This window comes from Paeniroseomonas aquatica, assembly GCF_030409335.1.
GTDB lineage: Bacteria > Pseudomonadota > Alphaproteobacteria > Acetobacterales > Acetobacteraceae > Belnapia > Belnapia aquatica.
Genome location: NZ_JAUFPN010000202.1, coordinates 21,959 through 36,123, shown reverse-complemented (window position 1 = coordinate 36,123; position 14,165 = coordinate 21,959). Strand labels below are relative to the sequence as shown.

At 71.2% G+C, this 14,165-nt stretch carries 12 protein-coding genes; 3 read left to right on the top strand and 9 right to left on the bottom strand.

Features of this window, described 5'->3' with window-relative positions; all coding sequences use genetic code 11:
- Nucleotides 1–42: 42 nt before the first annotated feature.
- Nucleotides 43–687: a hypothetical protein gene (locus QWZ14_RS27175; RefSeq protein WP_290320176.1), complete on the bottom strand. Its 645-nt coding sequence runs from the start codon at nucleotides 685–687 to the stop codon at nucleotides 43–45.
- A gap of 132 nt (nucleotides 688–819) precedes the next feature.
- On the opposite strand from QWZ14_RS27175, the gene QWZ14_RS27170 reads away from it, so the two are divergent.
- Entirely contained in the window at nucleotides 820–1,794 is a 975-nt protein-coding gene (locus QWZ14_RS27170) for a Bug family tripartite tricarboxylate transporter substrate binding protein (RefSeq protein WP_290320175.1), read from the top strand.
- 36 nt (nucleotides 1,795–1,830) lie between these two features.
- Here QWZ14_RS27170 and tcuA read toward each other — a convergent pair whose 3' ends face one another.
- Together tcuA and QWZ14_RS27160 are read right to left on the bottom strand one after the other, a co-directional pair.
- Complete coding sequence (gene tcuA, locus QWZ14_RS27165) at nucleotides 1,831–3,348, bottom strand: FAD-dependent tricarballylate dehydrogenase TcuA (RefSeq protein ID WP_290320174.1); 1,518 nt, start codon at nucleotides 3,346–3,348, stop codon at nucleotides 1,831–1,833.
- A 73-nt stretch (nucleotides 3,349–3,421) separates the two neighbouring features.
- Nucleotides 3,422–4,075 (bottom strand): GntR family transcriptional regulator, encoded by a 654-nt coding sequence (locus QWZ14_RS27160; RefSeq protein WP_290320173.1) that lies wholly within the window; start codon nucleotides 4,073–4,075, stop codon nucleotides 3,422–3,424.
- 97 nt (nucleotides 4,076–4,172) lie between these two features.
- Between QWZ14_RS27160 and QWZ14_RS27155 the strand changes: the two genes are divergently transcribed.
- Nucleotides 4,173–5,036 (top strand): HpcH/HpaI aldolase/citrate lyase family protein, encoded by an 864-nt coding sequence (locus tag QWZ14_RS27155; RefSeq protein ID WP_290320172.1) that lies wholly within the window; start codon nucleotides 4,173–4,175, stop codon nucleotides 5,034–5,036.
- Between the two features lie 3 nt (nucleotides 5,037–5,039).
- Here the strand turns inward: QWZ14_RS27155 and QWZ14_RS27150 are convergent, their stop codons facing one another.
- The 6 genes from QWZ14_RS27150 to rpmI form a co-directional block, all read right to left on the bottom strand.
- Nucleotides 5,040–6,020: a tripartite tricarboxylate transporter substrate-binding protein gene (locus QWZ14_RS27150; protein WP_290320171.1), complete on the bottom strand. Its 981-nt coding sequence runs from the start codon at nucleotides 6,018–6,020 to the stop codon at nucleotides 5,040–5,042.
- A 77-nt stretch (nucleotides 6,021–6,097) separates the two neighbouring features.
- Nucleotides 6,098–7,903, bottom strand: a complete 1,806-nt coding sequence (gene lepA / locus QWZ14_RS27145) for a translation elongation factor 4 (protein WP_290320170.1) — start codon at nucleotides 7,901–7,903, stop codon at nucleotides 6,098–6,100.
- Between the two features lie 96 nt (nucleotides 7,904–7,999).
- Nucleotides 8,000–10,474 (bottom strand): phenylalanine--tRNA ligase subunit beta, encoded by a 2,475-nt coding sequence (gene pheT / locus QWZ14_RS27140; protein ID WP_290320169.1) that lies wholly within the window; start codon nucleotides 10,472–10,474, stop codon nucleotides 8,000–8,002.
- 1 nt (nucleotide 10,475) lies between these two features.
- A complete protein-coding gene (gene pheS / locus QWZ14_RS27135; protein WP_290320180.1) occupies nucleotides 10,476–11,564 on the bottom strand; it encodes a phenylalanine--tRNA ligase subunit alpha in 1,089 nt (362 codons plus the stop codon).
- Between the two features lie 87 nt (nucleotides 11,565–11,651).
- A complete protein-coding gene (gene rplT, locus QWZ14_RS27130; protein ID WP_290320167.1) occupies nucleotides 11,652–12,056 on the bottom strand; it encodes a 50S ribosomal protein L20 in 405 nt (134 codons plus the stop codon).
- Between the two features lie 12 nt (nucleotides 12,057–12,068).
- Complete coding sequence (gene rpmI, locus QWZ14_RS27125; protein ID WP_290320166.1) at nucleotides 12,069–12,275, bottom strand: 50S ribosomal protein L35; 207 nt, start codon at nucleotides 12,273–12,275, stop codon at nucleotides 12,069–12,071.
- Between the two features lie 252 nt (nucleotides 12,276–12,527).
- Here rpmI and QWZ14_RS27120 point away from each other — a divergent pair, with 252 nt between their 5' ends.
- A complete protein-coding gene (locus tag QWZ14_RS27120; protein WP_290320165.1) occupies nucleotides 12,528–14,138 on the top strand; it encodes a helicase HerA-like domain-containing protein in 1,611 nt (536 codons plus the stop codon).
- Nucleotides 14,139–14,165: the final 27 nt, after the last annotated feature.

The following is a 14,165-nucleotide window of genomic DNA, read 5'->3' as shown; positions in this document are numbered from 1 at the left end:
CCAGGCGGAGCAAAGCGTTTAATCGCGTACAGCTTCTTACGGTCACCGGCGCCGCAGGTCCCAGAACCCGGCGGGCGGCACCGCCATCTGGCCGGGCACCGGCGGTGCGGCGGGCGTCGCCCAGACCGGGTCCGGCACCCGGGCGGAGGCCGGATCCGGCGCCAGGCGGTCATCGGTGCTGAACAGCCGCCGGAACAGGTCCCGCCGCGGTGGCGGCATGGCCGGCTCCGGTGGCAGCGGCCGCGACGCGGCCGCCAGGGCGCCGAGCGTCGGGGGCTGCGGCGGCAATCCGGACGCCATCGGCGCGGTGCGGCGCGGCGTGTCGGCGCGGGCGGGCGCTGCGGGCGCGGGCGCCGGGCCAGCATGGATCGGTGCCGCCGGGGGCGGGCCGTCGTCACCGGGGCCTCGGCGCAGTGCCGCGGGATCCACCTCATCCTGGCAGCGGACGGCCAGCCGGTAGTCTCCGGGGTTGATCCGGCTCTGCAGCAGGGCCGCCTGCCGCCCCTGACGGTTGCAGAAGCCGGTGGCCTCGGACAGGGCCTGCGCTGCCGCCGCGCCCAGGTCGCCACCGGTCACGGTCAGCCCGTAGCGGCCGGGCTCGAGCGCCTCGATGCCCGAGGACCGTGGCGATGCGCAGCCTGCAAGGACCACGGCGCCGGCAAGCACGCTGGCGAGACCCTTCCGCATTCCGACCGACTCCTTCTGAAGTCGTTATAATCAAGCGGGCCACCGCGTGCCAGGATCAGGCCTCCGGTCCGGCAGCTTCCCGCCGGCCGCCCTTCCGGCCTATAGCCGCCGGAGGAACCCCGGGAGAACGCCATGACCCAGCTCACGCGCCGCACGGCGCTCGCCACCCCCCTGCTGCTGCTGGCCGGGCACGCCCGGGCGCAGGGGGCCTGGCCCGGCCGGCCGGTGACCATGATCGTGCCCTGGGCGCCCGGCGGCTCGAACGACGTGGCCGCCCGGCTGCTGACGCCGCATCTGGAAGCCCGCTTCGGCCAGCCCTTCATTGTCGAGAACCGTCCCGGCGGCGGCGGCAGCGTGGGCATGGGCATGGTCGCCCGGGCCCGGCCGGATGGCCTGACCCTGCTGGTCTCCTCCGCCTCCAACCACATCTTCCACCCGCTGATCGCGCCCGACCTCGGCTACGATGTGCGGCAGGCGCTGCCGGCGGTGGCGATGCTGGTCGACGTGCCGAATGTGGTGGCGGCGAGCAACGCCCTCGGAGTCCGCACCATCCAGGAGCTGATCGCCAAGGTGAAGGCGGACCCGAAGGGCATCACCTTCGCCTCCTCCGGGGTCGGCTCCTCGAACCACCTGGCCGGCGAGCTGTTCCGGCTGAAGACCGGGCTCGACATGACGCATGTGCCCTATCGCGGCGGTGGGCAGGCGATCACCGACCTCATCGCCGGCACGGTACCCTTGGCTTTCCTGAACCTGCCGACGGTGATCGGGCCGGCGGAGGCGGGCTCGGTACGGCTGCTGGCCGTCGGCACCAGCGAACGCCTGCGCAGCCGCCCGGACATCCCGACCGTCGCCGAGCAGGGCGTGCCGGACTACGCGGTGCGGTCCTGGACCGGCCTCTTCGCCCCGAAGGGCACGCCCCGCCCGGCGGTCGAGCGGCTGGCCGCGGCGCTGAAGGAGATCCTCGACCTGCCGGCGGTGAAGAAGCGCCTGACCGACATGGCCAGCGACCCGCTCTGGATGGACCCGGCCGAGACCGACCGCTTCGTCGGCCAGGAATACGACCGCTGGGGCCCGGTGGTGAAGGCCGCCGACGTCAAGCCGGAATAGGCCGGTCGGGGCGGGGGCATCCCCCCGCCCCCTCGCTCAGGCCGGGACCGGCGCCGCCATGCCGCCGACATTGGTCTTGAGGTCGGCGGTCGCGGTCGCCCCGGCCAGCTTGCCGAAGACCATGCCGTTGATCAGCCCCGAGCCGCCGGGATAGTTGAAGTAGAAGATGCCGCCCACCAGCTCGCCGGCGGCATAGAGGCCGGTGATCGGCTGCTGGTCGGCATCCAGCACCCGGGCCTCGGTATCGACCCGCAGGCCGCCGAAGGTGAAGGTGATGCCGCAGCCGACCTGATAGGCCTCGAAGGGCCCATCCTCGATGGTATTGGCCCAGTTGGACTTGTTGATCGCCAGCCCCTCGGTGCCGCGGCCGTCCTTGATGTTGGGGTTGAAGGGCACGTCCTTCTTCACCGCGGCGTTGTAGGCGCGGATCTCCTCGAGGAAGGCCTGGACGTCGACGCCCTCGAGCTTGCCGGCCAGCTCCTCCAGGGTATCGGCCTTCACCTTGGTCACCTGCTTGATGCGGTACTCGTCGCGCAGCTGCTTCTCGACTTTCTTGTCGAAGACCTGCCAGGCGAAGTTGCCGGGCTGCTCCAGCACCACCCGGCCGTATTTGGCATAGGTGTAGTTGCGGAAGTCGGCACCCTCATCCAGGAAGCGCTTGCCATTGGCGTTGATCAGCACCGACCAGGGGTAGCTGTGCTTCTGGAAGGCGTCGCCCACCGCGAGGTCGCCGTATTCCGGCGCGTTGAAGTCCCATTGCACGGCATGGCAGCCGCTGTAGTTGCCGAAGGGGCTGGCACCGATCTCGAGCGCCATCTTGATGCCGTCGCCGGTGTTGAAGCGGGTGCCGCGCACCTTGGCCAGCTCCCAGCCGGCGCCGAGGTAGCGGGTGCGCATCTCGGCATCGCCCTGGAAGCCGCCCGCCGCCAGGATCACCGCCGGCGCCGTGATGTCGTAGATGCGGCCCGGCGACTTCACCTGCACGCCGCGGACCTTAAAGCCGTCATACAGGATCTTCTGCGCCCGCGTCGCGTAGCGGATCTCGATGCCCTTCTTGCGGGCGATGTCGGTCTCGGCCTGCACCAGGCCGGGGCCCCCGCCATAGGCGGCAACCGTCAGCCCGCCCCAGAACTTGAAGCGCCCATCCACCTTGAAGGCCTGCTGGCCCCAGATCGGGGCGAAGCGCACGCCCTTGTCCTTCAGCCACTTCATGGTCTCGAAGCTGCGGCGCACCAAGATCTCGCACAGCTCGGGGTCGGTGCGGTTGCGGGTCACCCGGAACATGTCGTCGAAGAACTGGTCCTCGGTATAGGTGCCGAAGTCGGTGATGGCGCATTCGGCGTCGGTCAGGTCGGGCATCAGCTCGCGCAGGTCGTCGACGCCGCGGTAGGCGAAGCGGATGTTGCCGGCGGTGAAGCGGGTGTTGCCGCCGGCCTCGTCCTCGGGGGCGCGTTCCAGCACCACCACCCGGGCGCCCTGCTCCTGGGCCGAGAGCGCGGCGCAGAAGGCGGCATTGCCGCCGCCGACCACGATGACGTCGAATTCCTCGGACATGCTCGCATCCCTTCTCTGTGCACCAATGTATACATGGACGGCCGCGGCTGTCCAGCCGCCTCCCCTCCCCGGCTCAGGCGGGCGCCGCCGCCGCCATGCCCAGCCGCGCCTCATGCGCCGCGGCGATATGCGCCCGCGCCTCCGCTTCCGCCGCCGCCGCGTCCCGCACCGCGATGGCGGCGACGATGCGGCCATGCTCCTCCCGCGCCGCCACCGCCCGGCCCGGCAGCTCCAGCGTCGTCGGCCCCAGCAGCAATAGGGCGTCGCTGAGGGACGACAGCGCCCGCAGCAGATAGCGGTTGTGCGCCGCCTGGTGCAGCGCCCGGTGGAAGCGGCGGTTGTGCTCGGCCGCGGCCTCGGCCGGAATCCGGCCTTCCTCCGCGACAAGCCGCTGCAGCAGGGCGATGTCGGGCCGCCCGGCATGCTGCGCCGCCAGCCGGGCGGCGGTGCCTTCCAGGGCCTCCCGCATGCCGTAGAGCTCGTCCACCTCGGCATGGTCGTAGGCGGCGACGCAGAGCCCGCGGGCCGGCAGATGCGCGATCAGCCCTTCCGACTGCAGCCGGCGGATCGCCTCCCGCACCGGGGTGCGGCTCATGCCCAGGCGCTCGGCGAGCTCCACCTCCAGCACCCGCTGGCCCGGCTGCAGGGCGCCGCTCCGCAGCCCCTCGCGGAACCGGTCATAGGCCTGGTCGGCCAGGCTGCCGCCCATGGTCGCGCTGCGTGACATCGCTTCTGCATACATCCGTATGCAGACGGGCCGCAAGCATTGACCGGTAGCCCGCCACGGCCGAGCATCCGCAGTCCTGAGGATGAGGACCCCTGCGATGCGCCCCCTGCCGAACTGGCGATCCCTGCTCTATGTCCCGGCCACGCGCGAGAGCTTCGTCGTCCGCGCCCATACCCGCGGGGCGGATGCCATCATTCTCGATCTCGAGGATGCGGTGGCGCCGGCGGAGAAGCCGGCGGCGAGGGCGGCGCTGGCCGACGCGGTCCCCCGCGTGCGCCAGGGCGGCGCCGATGTCTGCGTCCGCATCAACCGCCCGCTGCGCATGGCCGCGCAGGACATCGAGGCCGCGGTCGCCGCCGGCGCCGACGTGCTGGTGTTGACCAAGCTGATGGGCCCCGAGCACGTCCGGCTGCTGTCCGAGCTGATCGCCGAGAGCGAGGCGGCGCAGGGCGTCGCCGTCGGCCATACCCGCTGCATCGGGCTGGTCGAGACCGCCGATGCGCTGTCGGCGATGGAGGCCATCGCCCGGGCGGACCCGCGCCTGGTGGCGCTCGGCGCGGGCGGCGAGGATCTGGCGACCGACCTCGGCGCCGAGCCCTCCCCCGATGCGCTGTACCTGCCGAAGATGATGGCGGTGATGGCAGCGCGGGCCGCCGGCATCCTGCCGCTCGGCTTCATCGGCACGGTCGCCGGCCTGTCCGACCCGGAGGGCTACCGCGCCATGCTGCGGCGGTCCCGCAAGCTCGGCTTCGCCTGCGCCAGCTGCGTGCACCCCTCCCAGGTCGAGGTGATCAACGCCGAGTACGGCGACAGCGCGGAGGCGGTGGCCGAGGCCCGGCGCATGGTCGCCGCCTTCGCCGAGAGCCTGGCGAAGGGCGTCGGCGCCGTCAGCTTCGAGGGGCGGATGATCGACGAGCCGGTGGTCGAGCGGGCGCGGCGCCTGCTGGCCCGCGCCCGGTAGGCGTCAGTCGGCGTACTGGCCGGCCGCCTGGATGATCGGCTTCCACTTGGCGATATCGGCCATCCAGAAGGCGCGGTGCGCCTCGGGCGTCGCCTGCGCCTGCGGCACCGGCACGGTGCCGAGGTCGGCGAAGCGGGCGACCAGCTTCGGGTCGCGCAGCGCGACCTGCAGCGCCTGCGACAGCCGCTGCGTCACCGCCGCCGGCGTCCCCTTCGGCGCATAGAGCCCGTGCCAGACGCTGACCTGGAAGGCCGGCAGCCCCGCCTCGGCCGAGGTCGGCACGTTCGGCAGCGCCGGGATGCGGGCCTCGGTGGTGACCGAGAAGACCTTCAGCGCGCCGGAATTGATCTGCTCGGTGGTGTTGGTCGTCTGGTCGCACATCAGGTCGATGCGGCCGGTGAGGATCTCCTGGATGGCCGGGCCGGTGCCGCGGAAGGGCACCGTGGTCATCGGCGCATCGACCGCCTTCATCAGCAGCAGGCCGCAGAGGTGGCTGGCGGCGCCGATGCCGGCATTGGCGTAGTTGAGGGTATCGCGGTCGCGGCGGATGACGGCGACGGCCTCGGCCAGGGTATTGGCCGGGAAGTCCTTCTTCGCCACCAGGGTCATCGGCACCTCGGTGATCAGCCCGACCGGCTCGAAGCCGCCGACCGGGTCGTAGGCGAGGCGGCGGTAGAGGCTCGGGGTGGTCGCCATGCCGATGTGGTGCAGCAGCAGGGTATAGCCATCCGGCCGCGCGGAGGCGACGCGCTGCGAGCCGATGGTGCCCCCGGCCCCGCCGGCATTCTCGACCACGATGGTCTGGCCGAGGTCGCGGCCCATGGATTCCGCCACCAGCCGGGCGACGGTATCGGTCGGCCCGCCCGCGGCGAAGGGAACGATCACCGTGATGGTGCGGCCGGGGAATTGCTGGGCGGCGGCGGGCGTGGCAAGCGGCGCGAGCGCGGCAAGCGCCAGCAGGGCGCGGCGGGCGAAGCGGTTCATGAATGGCTCCCGGTCGAGCGGCGTTTCAACACCGCCGCTTTGATTAACTTGACGTAAGAACGCAATGCAGTTTTGCGTCAGGCGTCCATCTTGAGAGCGGCGATGAAGGCGCTCTGCGGGATCTCGACCTTGCCGAATTGCCGCATCCGCTTCTTGCCCTCCTTCTGCTTATCCAGAAGTTTCCGCTTGCGGCTGATGTCGCCGCCGTAACACTTGGCGGTCACATCCTTCGACATGGCGCTGATCGTCTCGCGGGCGATGACGCGGCCGCCGATCGCCGCCTGGATCGGGATCTTGAAGAGCTGGCGCGGGATCAGCTCCTTCAGCTTCTCGCAGATCTGCCGCCCGCGCCGGTCCGCCTGGCTGCGATGCGCCATGAAGGACAGCGCATCGACCGGCTCGGCATTCACCAGGATGGAGATCTTCACGAGGTCGCCCGGCTCGTAGCCGTCGACCGCATAGTCGAAGCTGGCATAGCCGCGGGAGACCGACTTCAGCCGGTCGTAGAAGTCGAACACGACCTCGTTCAGCGGCAGCCGGTAGACCGCCATGGCCCGCGTCCCGACATAGGTCAGCTCCGCCTGCTGGCCGCGGCGCTCGTTGCAGAGCGTCAGCACCGCGCCGAGGTACTCGTCCGGCACCATGATCGTCGCCTTGATCCAGGGCTCCTGGATCTCCTCGATCACGCTGGGGTCGGGCATGTCGGCCGGGTTGTGCAGATCCTCGACCTCGCCGTTGGTGCGGCGGATCTTGTAGACCACGCTCGGCGCGGTCGCGATCAGGTCGAGGTCGAACTCCCGGCTCAGCCGCTCCTGCACGATCTCGAGGTGCAGCAGGCCGAGGAAGCCGCAGCGGTAGCCGAGGCCGAGCGCGGCGGAGGTCTCCATCTCGTAGTGGAAGCTGCTGTCGTTCAGCCGCAGCTTGCCGACCGATTCCCGCAGCTTCTCGAAGTCGTCGGCATCGACCGGATAGAGCCCGCACCAGACCACCGGGATGGAGGGCTTGAAGCCCGGCAGCGCCTCGGTCGCCGGGTTGCGGTCGTCGGTGATGGTATCGCCGACATTGGTATCGGCGACGGTTTTGATCGCCGCCGTGACGAAGCCCATCTCGCCCGGGCCGAGGCTCTCGCACTGGATCATCTTCGGGGTGAAGAGCCCGACCTGCTCCACGGTATGGACCGCGCCATTCGACATCATCCGGATGCGCTGGCCCTTCTTCAGATGCCCGTCGCGGACCCGCACCAGCACCACCACGCCGAGGTAGGCGTCGTACCAGCTGTCGACCAGCAGCGCCGTCAGCGTCTTGGTTGCATCACCGGTCGGCGGCGGCAGCCGCGTCACGATGGCCTCCAGCACGCCCTCGATGTTCAGCCCGGTCTTGGCGCTGATCATCACGGCGTCCGAGGCATCGATGCCGATGACATCCTCGATCTGCTGCTTCACCCGGTCCGGCTCGGCCGCCGGCAGGTCGATCTTGTTCAGCACCGGGACGATCTCGTGATGCGCGTCGATCGCCTGGTAGACATTGGCGAGCGTCTGCGCCTCGACCCCCTGGGAGGCATCGACCACCAGCAGGCTGCCCTCGCAGGCGGCCAGGCTGCGGCTGACTTCGTAGGCGAAGTCGACGTGGCCGGGCGTGTCCATCAGGTTCAGGACGTAGGTCTCGCCGTCCTGGGCCTTGTAGTGGATGCGGACGGTCTGGGCCTTGATGGTGATGCCCCGCTCCCGCTCGATGTCCATGTTGTCGAGCAGCTGTTCCTTCATGTCCCGCAGGGCCACGGTGCCGGTGGTCTGGATCAGCCGGTCGGCCAGGGTCGATTTCCCATGGTCGATATGGGCGATGATCGAGAAATTGCGGATCTTGGACAGCGGGGTATCGGGCATGGGATTCCGGTGGCCAGGGACTGGAATGCCCGGCCTTTGAGTGTGGAGATAAGGCAGGTGGCGGCCAAGTCCAAGCACAGCTTGGCCGCCCTGCCCTCAGGCGCGCAGCACGGCCCCCGTCGCCTTGGCCACCGCGGCGACGACCTTGGCCGCCACCGCCTCGATCTCGGCATCGGTCAGGGTCGCCTCGCGCGGCTGCAGCGTGACCTGCACGCCGAGGCTCACCTTGCCCTCCGGCAGCTTCTCCCCGGCGTAGCGGTCGAAGACCGCGACCTCGGTCACCAGCGTCCGCTCGGCGCCCCGGGCGGCGCGCAGCACCGCCTCGGCGGTGACGCCGGCATCGATGAGGAAGGCGAAGTCGCGCCGCAGCGGCTGGAAGGCGGGCAGGTCCGGGGCGCCCTTCTTCCGCCGCTTGGGCTCGGGGATGGCATCGAGGAAGACCTCGAAGCCGACCGCCGGCCCGGCGAGGTCGAGCGCCGCCCGCACCTTGGGGTGGATCTCGCCGAAGCTGGCCAGCACCACCTTCGGCCCCTGCCGCACCAGGCCGCTGCGGCCGGGGTGGTAGAAGCCCGGCGCATCGGTGGTGACGGTCACCGCCGCCATCGGCACCCCGAGCGCCGCCAGCACCGCCAGCGCATCGCCCTTGGCATCCATGGCATCGACCGGGCGGGAGGCCTCGGCCCAGTGCCGCGGGGTATGGCCGGTACGGACCCCGGCGACGACCTGCAGCTGCCCGGTGGGCGACTGATCGCGGTAGGCCGCGCCGAGCTCGGCCAGGGCAAGGTCGGGATAGCCGCGCGCGGCGTTGCGGCCGGCGGCCAGCAGCAGGCTGGCGACCGGGGTCGGCCGCATCTGGTCGAGATCGGCGGCGATCGGGTTCACCAGCCGCAGCGCCTCGGGGTTGTCGCCGAACAGCGCGGCGGTCCTCGCCTCCATGAAGCCGAAGCTGACGCAATCGAGCATGCCGCGCGCCGCCAGCACCCGGCGGGCGAGGCCGGCGCGGGCCTGCCTCGGCGTCAGCGCCGCGGCCGGCACCACCCCGGCGACCGGCAGCGAGACCGGCGCCACCTGGTCGAGGCCGCGGATGCGCAGCACCTCCTCGACCAGGTCGGCCTCGGGCTCGATCACGGCGCAGCCCTCGGCCGCGGCGCGGGCGCGCTCGGCCGGCAGGGTCGGGTCCTGGTCCAGCGCGGCGCCGGCCTGGGCGATATCGTTGCGCCAGGAGGGCACCGCGACGGTCACCGAGGCCGCATCCCGCGCCGTGACGGTGAAGCCGAGGCGCTCCAGGATGCCGACCGCCTCATCGGCCGGCACCGCGGCGCCGCCGAGTCCGGCCAGCCGCTCGAAGCGGAGCGTCGCCTGCCGCTGCCAGGCCGGCTCGGTGCCGGCCTCGGAGACCTCGCTCGCCTCGCCGCCACACAGTTCCTGGATGGTCCAGGTCGCCAGTTCCAGCCCGAGCCGCGGCAGCGCCTGGTCGACGCCGCGCTCGAAGCGGGCCCGGGCATCGGTGCGGATGTCGTGCCGCCGGCCCGAGAGGGCGATCCGCACCGGGTCGAAGATCGCGCATTCGATGAAGACCTCGGTGGTGCCCTCGTCGCAGCCGGTCGGCGCGCCGCCGATGACGCCGCCCAGCGCCTCCGGCCCGGACTCGTCGGCGATGATCCCGTCCTCGGGCGTCAGCGCATAGGTCTTGCCGTTCAGCGCGGCGAGGCTCTCGCCCTCCCGCGCCATGCGCATGGTCAGGGTCCGGCCGCGCACCTTGGCGACGTCGAAGACATGCAGCGGCCGGCCGAGGCCATAGGTATAGAGGTTGGTCACGTCGACCAGCGCATTGATCGGCCGCTGGCCGATCGCCACCAGCAGATCCTGCAGCCACTTCGGGCTCGGCCCGTTCCTCACGCCGCGGATGGCCCGGCCCAGCACGTAGGGGCAGGCGCGCGGGTCCTCGATCACCCAGGTGAGCGGCGCCGGATAGGCCGGGGCGATCCGCGGCTCGACCAGCGGCTTGAGCCGCCCGAGCCCGGCCGCCGCCAGGTCCCGCGCCACCCCATGGACCGAGAGCGCGTCGCCGCGGTTCGGGGTGACGCTGATCTCGATCACCGGGTCGTCCATCCCGGCATACTTCACGTAGCTCTCGCCGAGCGGGGCGTCCTCGGGCAGGTCGACGATGCCGGAATGGTCGTCGCCGAGGCCCATCTCGCGCGCCGAGAGCATCATCGCCTCCGAGGCCACGCCGCGGATCTCGCCCTTCTTCAAGGTGATGCCGGTACCCGGGATGAAGGCGCCCGGCAGCGCCAGCACGCCCTTCATCCCGGCCCGCGCGTTCGGTGCGCCGCAGACCACGGACAGCAGGCGGCCGTCGCCCGCATCGACCTTCAGCGCCCGCAGCCGGTCGGCATTCGGGTGCTGCTCGGCCGAGACGACATGGGCGATGCGGAAGCCGGCCAGCGCCGCGCCGCGATCCTCGACGCCCTCGACCTCGAGGCCGATGCGGTTCAGCACGCCGGTGATCTCGGCGACCGGGGCCTCGGTCTCCAGATGCGCCTTCAGCCAGGACAGGGAAAACTTCATCTCACACGCCCTCCGTCAGGGAGGCCGGCGCCAGCGGGTCGCTTGCCCAATGCCGCAGCCAGCGCAGGTCGCTTTCGTAGAAGGGCCGCAGGTCGGGCATGCCGTGCTTCAGCATGGTGATGCGCTCGATCCCCATGCCGAAGGCGAAGCCCTGCCATTCCCGCGGATCGATGCCGCAATTGGCCAGCACCTTCGGGTGGACCATGCCGGAGCCCAGGATCTCCAGCCAGTCGTTCTGGCCCCCTTTGGCCTTCCCCAGCTCTCCGGTCTTCCGGTTCCAGCCGATGTCCACTTCCATGGAGGGCTCGGTGAAGGGGAAGTAGCTGGCGCGGAACCGCACCGGCAGGTCGGAGATGGCGAAGAAGGCGCGCAGGAAGTCGATCAGGCAGCCCTTGAGGTGGCCGAGGGTGATGCCGCGGTCGATCACCAGCCCCTCCACCTGATGGAACATCGGCGAATGGGTCGCGTCATGGTCGGCGCGCCAGGTGCGGCCGGGGACGATGACGCGGATCGGCGGCGGCTGGCTCACCATGGTGCGGATCTGCACCGGGGAGGTATGGGTGCGCAGCACCGGCCGCCGGCCATCGGGCCCCGCGGGCAGATAGAAGGTGTCGTGGTCCTGCCGGGCCGGGTGGTGGTCGGGGATGTTGAGCGCGCCGAAGTTGTGCCAGTCGCCCTCGATGTCCGGCCCCTCGGCGACGCGGAAGCCCATGGCGCCGAAGATCGCGGTCAGCTCCTCCATGGTGCGGCTGATCGGGTGGATGCCCCCCGCCTCGCCCGGCGCCGAGGGACGCGGCGGCAGGGTCACGTCCAGCCGCTCGGCGGCCAGCCGGGCCTCGAGCGCGGCATCCTCCAGCGCGCCCTTGCGGGTCTCGATCGCGGCCTCAAGCGCGGTCTTCAGCCGGTTCAGGCTGGCGCCCCGCTCCTTGCGCTGCTCCGCCGGCACCTGGCCGAGCCCCTTCAGCAGCCCGGTCAGCCGGCCGCTTTTGCCTAAGGTGGCGACGCGCACCGCATCCCAGGCGCGGAGGTCCTGGGCGGCGGCCAGCTCGGCGGCCACTTCGGCCTCGAGGCCGGCGAGGTCGTTGGACATCTCGGTCATCGTATCGGGTCCCGGACAGGCAAAAGGCCGCACCCTGGCGGGAGCGGCCCTCTGCGCGACATCAGCCGAAGCGGCGTATCAGGCGGCCGGCGCGGTCGCCTGGAAGGGCGTCGCGGGCGCATGACGGTCCGGGCGAGCGGCACGGGCCTTCTCGACCAGGGTGGCGAAGCTGGTCGGATCGTCAAAGGCGATGGTCGCCATCACCTTGCGGTCGATCTCGATCCCGGCCGCCTTGATGCCGGCGATGAACTGGGAATAGGGCATCCCATGCTCGCGGCAGGCGGCGTTGATCCGCTGGATCCAGAGGCCGCGGAAGTCACGCTTCTTGTTGCGGCGATCGCGGTAGGCGTATTGCAGCGCCTTCTCGACCCGCTCGAGCGCGGGGCGGAAATTCGTTCCCGAACGGCCGACATAGCCCTTGGCGAGCTTGAGGACCTTCTTGTGACGGGCGTGGGCGGTAACGCCGCGTTTGACACGTGCCATGGTCTGATCTCCTTACCGGCTCAGCCCGTAGGGCATCCACTGCTTCAGCGTGGTGGCATCCTGCGGACGCATCACCTGGGTGCCGGTGTTCTGCCGCTTCACCTTGGAGGTGCGGTTGATCAGGCCGTGCCGCTTGCCGCCGGGGCCGCACAGGACCTTGCCGGTGGCGGTCAGCTTGAAGCGCTTCTTCACGGAAGACTTCGTCTTCATCTTGGGCATTTGGACCTCCTGGGTCTGGAAGCGCCCGCCGCGGGATGCGGCAAGGCGCGAAACCGCGGCCGGGCATGCCCTACAGGCCCGTCGCGCGGAGAGCGGGGCCTATAGCCGCGCCACCCGCGGGATGCAAGCCGCCCCCGCATCCGCAGGATGCCAAGCTGCCCGCATCCGCAGGATGTCGAGCCGGCCCCGCATCCGCAGGATGCAAGGCACCTTCCTCTGGCCTATATCCGCCCGACAGCGAAGGGGCATGCGATGACCGGGACCATCCTGATCGGCAAGGGCGACCACCCCTGCGAGTTGCTCCTCACCCGGGCCAATCGCCACGGGCTGGTCGCCGGCGCGACGGGCACCGGCAAGACCGTGACCCTGCAGACCCTGGCCGAGGGCTTCTCCCGCGCCGGCGTCCCGGTCTTCTGCGCCGACATCAAGGGCGACCTCTCCGGCATCGGCATGGCCGGCAAGCCCAACCCGAAGCTGGACCAGCGCGCGCACGAGCTGGGCGAGGCGGATTTCGCCTACGAGCCCAGCCCGGTGGTCTTCTGGGACGTCTTTGGCCAGCAGGGCCACCCGCTGCGAGCGACCGTCGCCGAGATGGGCCCGCTGCTGCTCGCCCGCATGCTGGAGCTGAACGACACCCAGGAGGGCGTCCTCACCATCGCCTTCAAGCTGGCCGACGACGAGGGCCTGCTGCTGCTCGACTTCAAGGACCTGCGCGCCATCCTGAGCCATGTCGCGGACCGCGCCAGCGAACTCGGCGCCGCCTACGGCAACGTGAGCCGCGCCACCATCGGCACCATCCAGCGCCGGCTGCTGATGCTGGAGCAGGCCGGCGGCGAGGAATTCTTCGGCGAGCCTGCCCTGGCGCTGGCCGACCTCATGCTGCTCACCCCCGATGGCCGCGGCGCGGTGAACGTGCTGGCCGCCGACAAGCTGATCGCCTCGCCCCGGCTCTATGCCACCTTCCTGCTCTGGCTGCTGTCGGAACTGTTCGAGGAACTGCCGGAGGTCGGCGACCTGGACAGGCCCAAGCTGGTCTTCTTCTTCGACGAGGCCCACCTGCTGTTCCGCGACGCGCCGCGCGCGCTGATCGAGAAGGTGGAGACCGTCGTCCGCTTGATCCGCTCGAAGGGCGTCGGCGTCTATTTCGTGACGCAGAACCCGCTGGACCTGCCGGCGACCGTGCTCGGCCAGCTCGGCAACCGGGTGCAGCATGCGCTCCGCGCCTTCACCCCGCAGGAGCAGAAGGCGGTCCGCGCCGCCGCCGAGACCTTCCGCCCCAATCCCCGCCTCAAGGTCGAGGATGTCATCGGCCAGCTCGGCGTGGGCGAGGCGCTGGTCTCGACCTTGCAGGCCGACGGCACCCCGAGCCTGGTCGAGCGCGCCCGCATCCTGCCGCCGCGCGGCCGGATCGGCGCCATCACCGCCGAGGAACGCGCCGGGCTGCTGCAGCGCAGCCCGCTGGCCGGCCGCTACGACCAGGCCATGGACCGCGAATCGGCCTATGAGCTGCTGCAGGGCCGCGCCACCGGCGCCCCGGCCAGCGGCCCGCGCCGCAGCGGCCCGGCGCCGACCCGCGACAGCAACCCCTGGGGCGGCACCACCCTGCCCCCCCGGCCGGAGCCGCCGGCGCCCGCCCCGCGCAGCCGCATCCCGCAGGTTTCCCGCACCCAGGACAACAGCCAGGACGGCGGCGGCGGCCTCGGCGGCATGCTCGGCGATATCCTCAGCGGTCGCGGCGGCAAGCGCGAGGGCGTCGCCGAATCCATGGCCAAGTCGGTCGCCCGCAGCATGGGCAGCTCGGTCGGGCGGCAGATCGGCAATGCCGTGTTGCGCGGGGTGCTGGGCTCCATCCTGAAACGGTAGGGTTGGAAGCCCGCGCCGGAGAGGGCA

Excerpts from the sequence above, each read along its gene's own strand:
- QWZ14_RS27175 (WP_290320176.1), bottom strand. The coding sequence starts at position 687 with ATGCGGAAGGGTCTCGCCAGCGTGCTTGCCGGCGCCGTGGTCCTTGCA.
- QWZ14_RS27170 (WP_290320175.1), top strand. The coding sequence starts at position 820 with ATGACCCAGCTCACGCGCCGCACGGCGCTCGCCACCCCCCTGCTGCTG.
- tcuA (WP_290320174.1), bottom strand. The coding sequence starts at position 3,348 with ATGTCCGAGGAATTCGACGTCATCGTGGTCGGCGGCGGCAATGCCGCC.
- QWZ14_RS27160 (WP_290320173.1), bottom strand. The coding sequence starts at position 4,075 with ATGTCACGCAGCGCGACCATGGGCGGCAGCCTGGCCGACCAGGCCTAT.
- QWZ14_RS27155 (WP_290320172.1), top strand. The coding sequence starts at position 4,173 with ATGCGCCCCCTGCCGAACTGGCGATCCCTGCTCTATGTCCCGGCCACG.
- QWZ14_RS27150 (WP_290320171.1), bottom strand. The coding sequence starts at position 6,020 with ATGAACCGCTTCGCCCGCCGCGCCCTGCTGGCGCTTGCCGCGCTCGCG.
- lepA (WP_290320170.1), bottom strand. The coding sequence starts at position 7,903 with ATGCCCGATACCCCGCTGTCCAAGATCCGCAATTTCTCGATCATCGCC.
- pheT (WP_290320169.1), bottom strand. The coding sequence starts at position 10,474 with ATGAAGTTTTCCCTGTCCTGGCTGAAGGCGCATCTGGAGACCGAGGCC.
- pheS (WP_290320180.1), bottom strand. The coding sequence starts at position 11,564 with ATGTCCAACGACCTCGCCGGCCTCGAGGCCGAAGTGGCCGCCGAGCTG.
- rplT (WP_290320167.1), bottom strand. The coding sequence starts at position 12,056 with ATGGCACGTGTCAAACGCGGCGTTACCGCCCACGCCCGTCACAAGAAG.
- rpmI (WP_290320166.1), bottom strand. The coding sequence starts at position 12,275 with ATGCCCAAGATGAAGACGAAGTCTTCCGTGAAGAAGCGCTTCAAGCTG.
- QWZ14_RS27120 (WP_290320165.1), top strand. The coding sequence starts at position 12,528 with ATGACCGGGACCATCCTGATCGGCAAGGGCGACCACCCCTGCGAGTTG.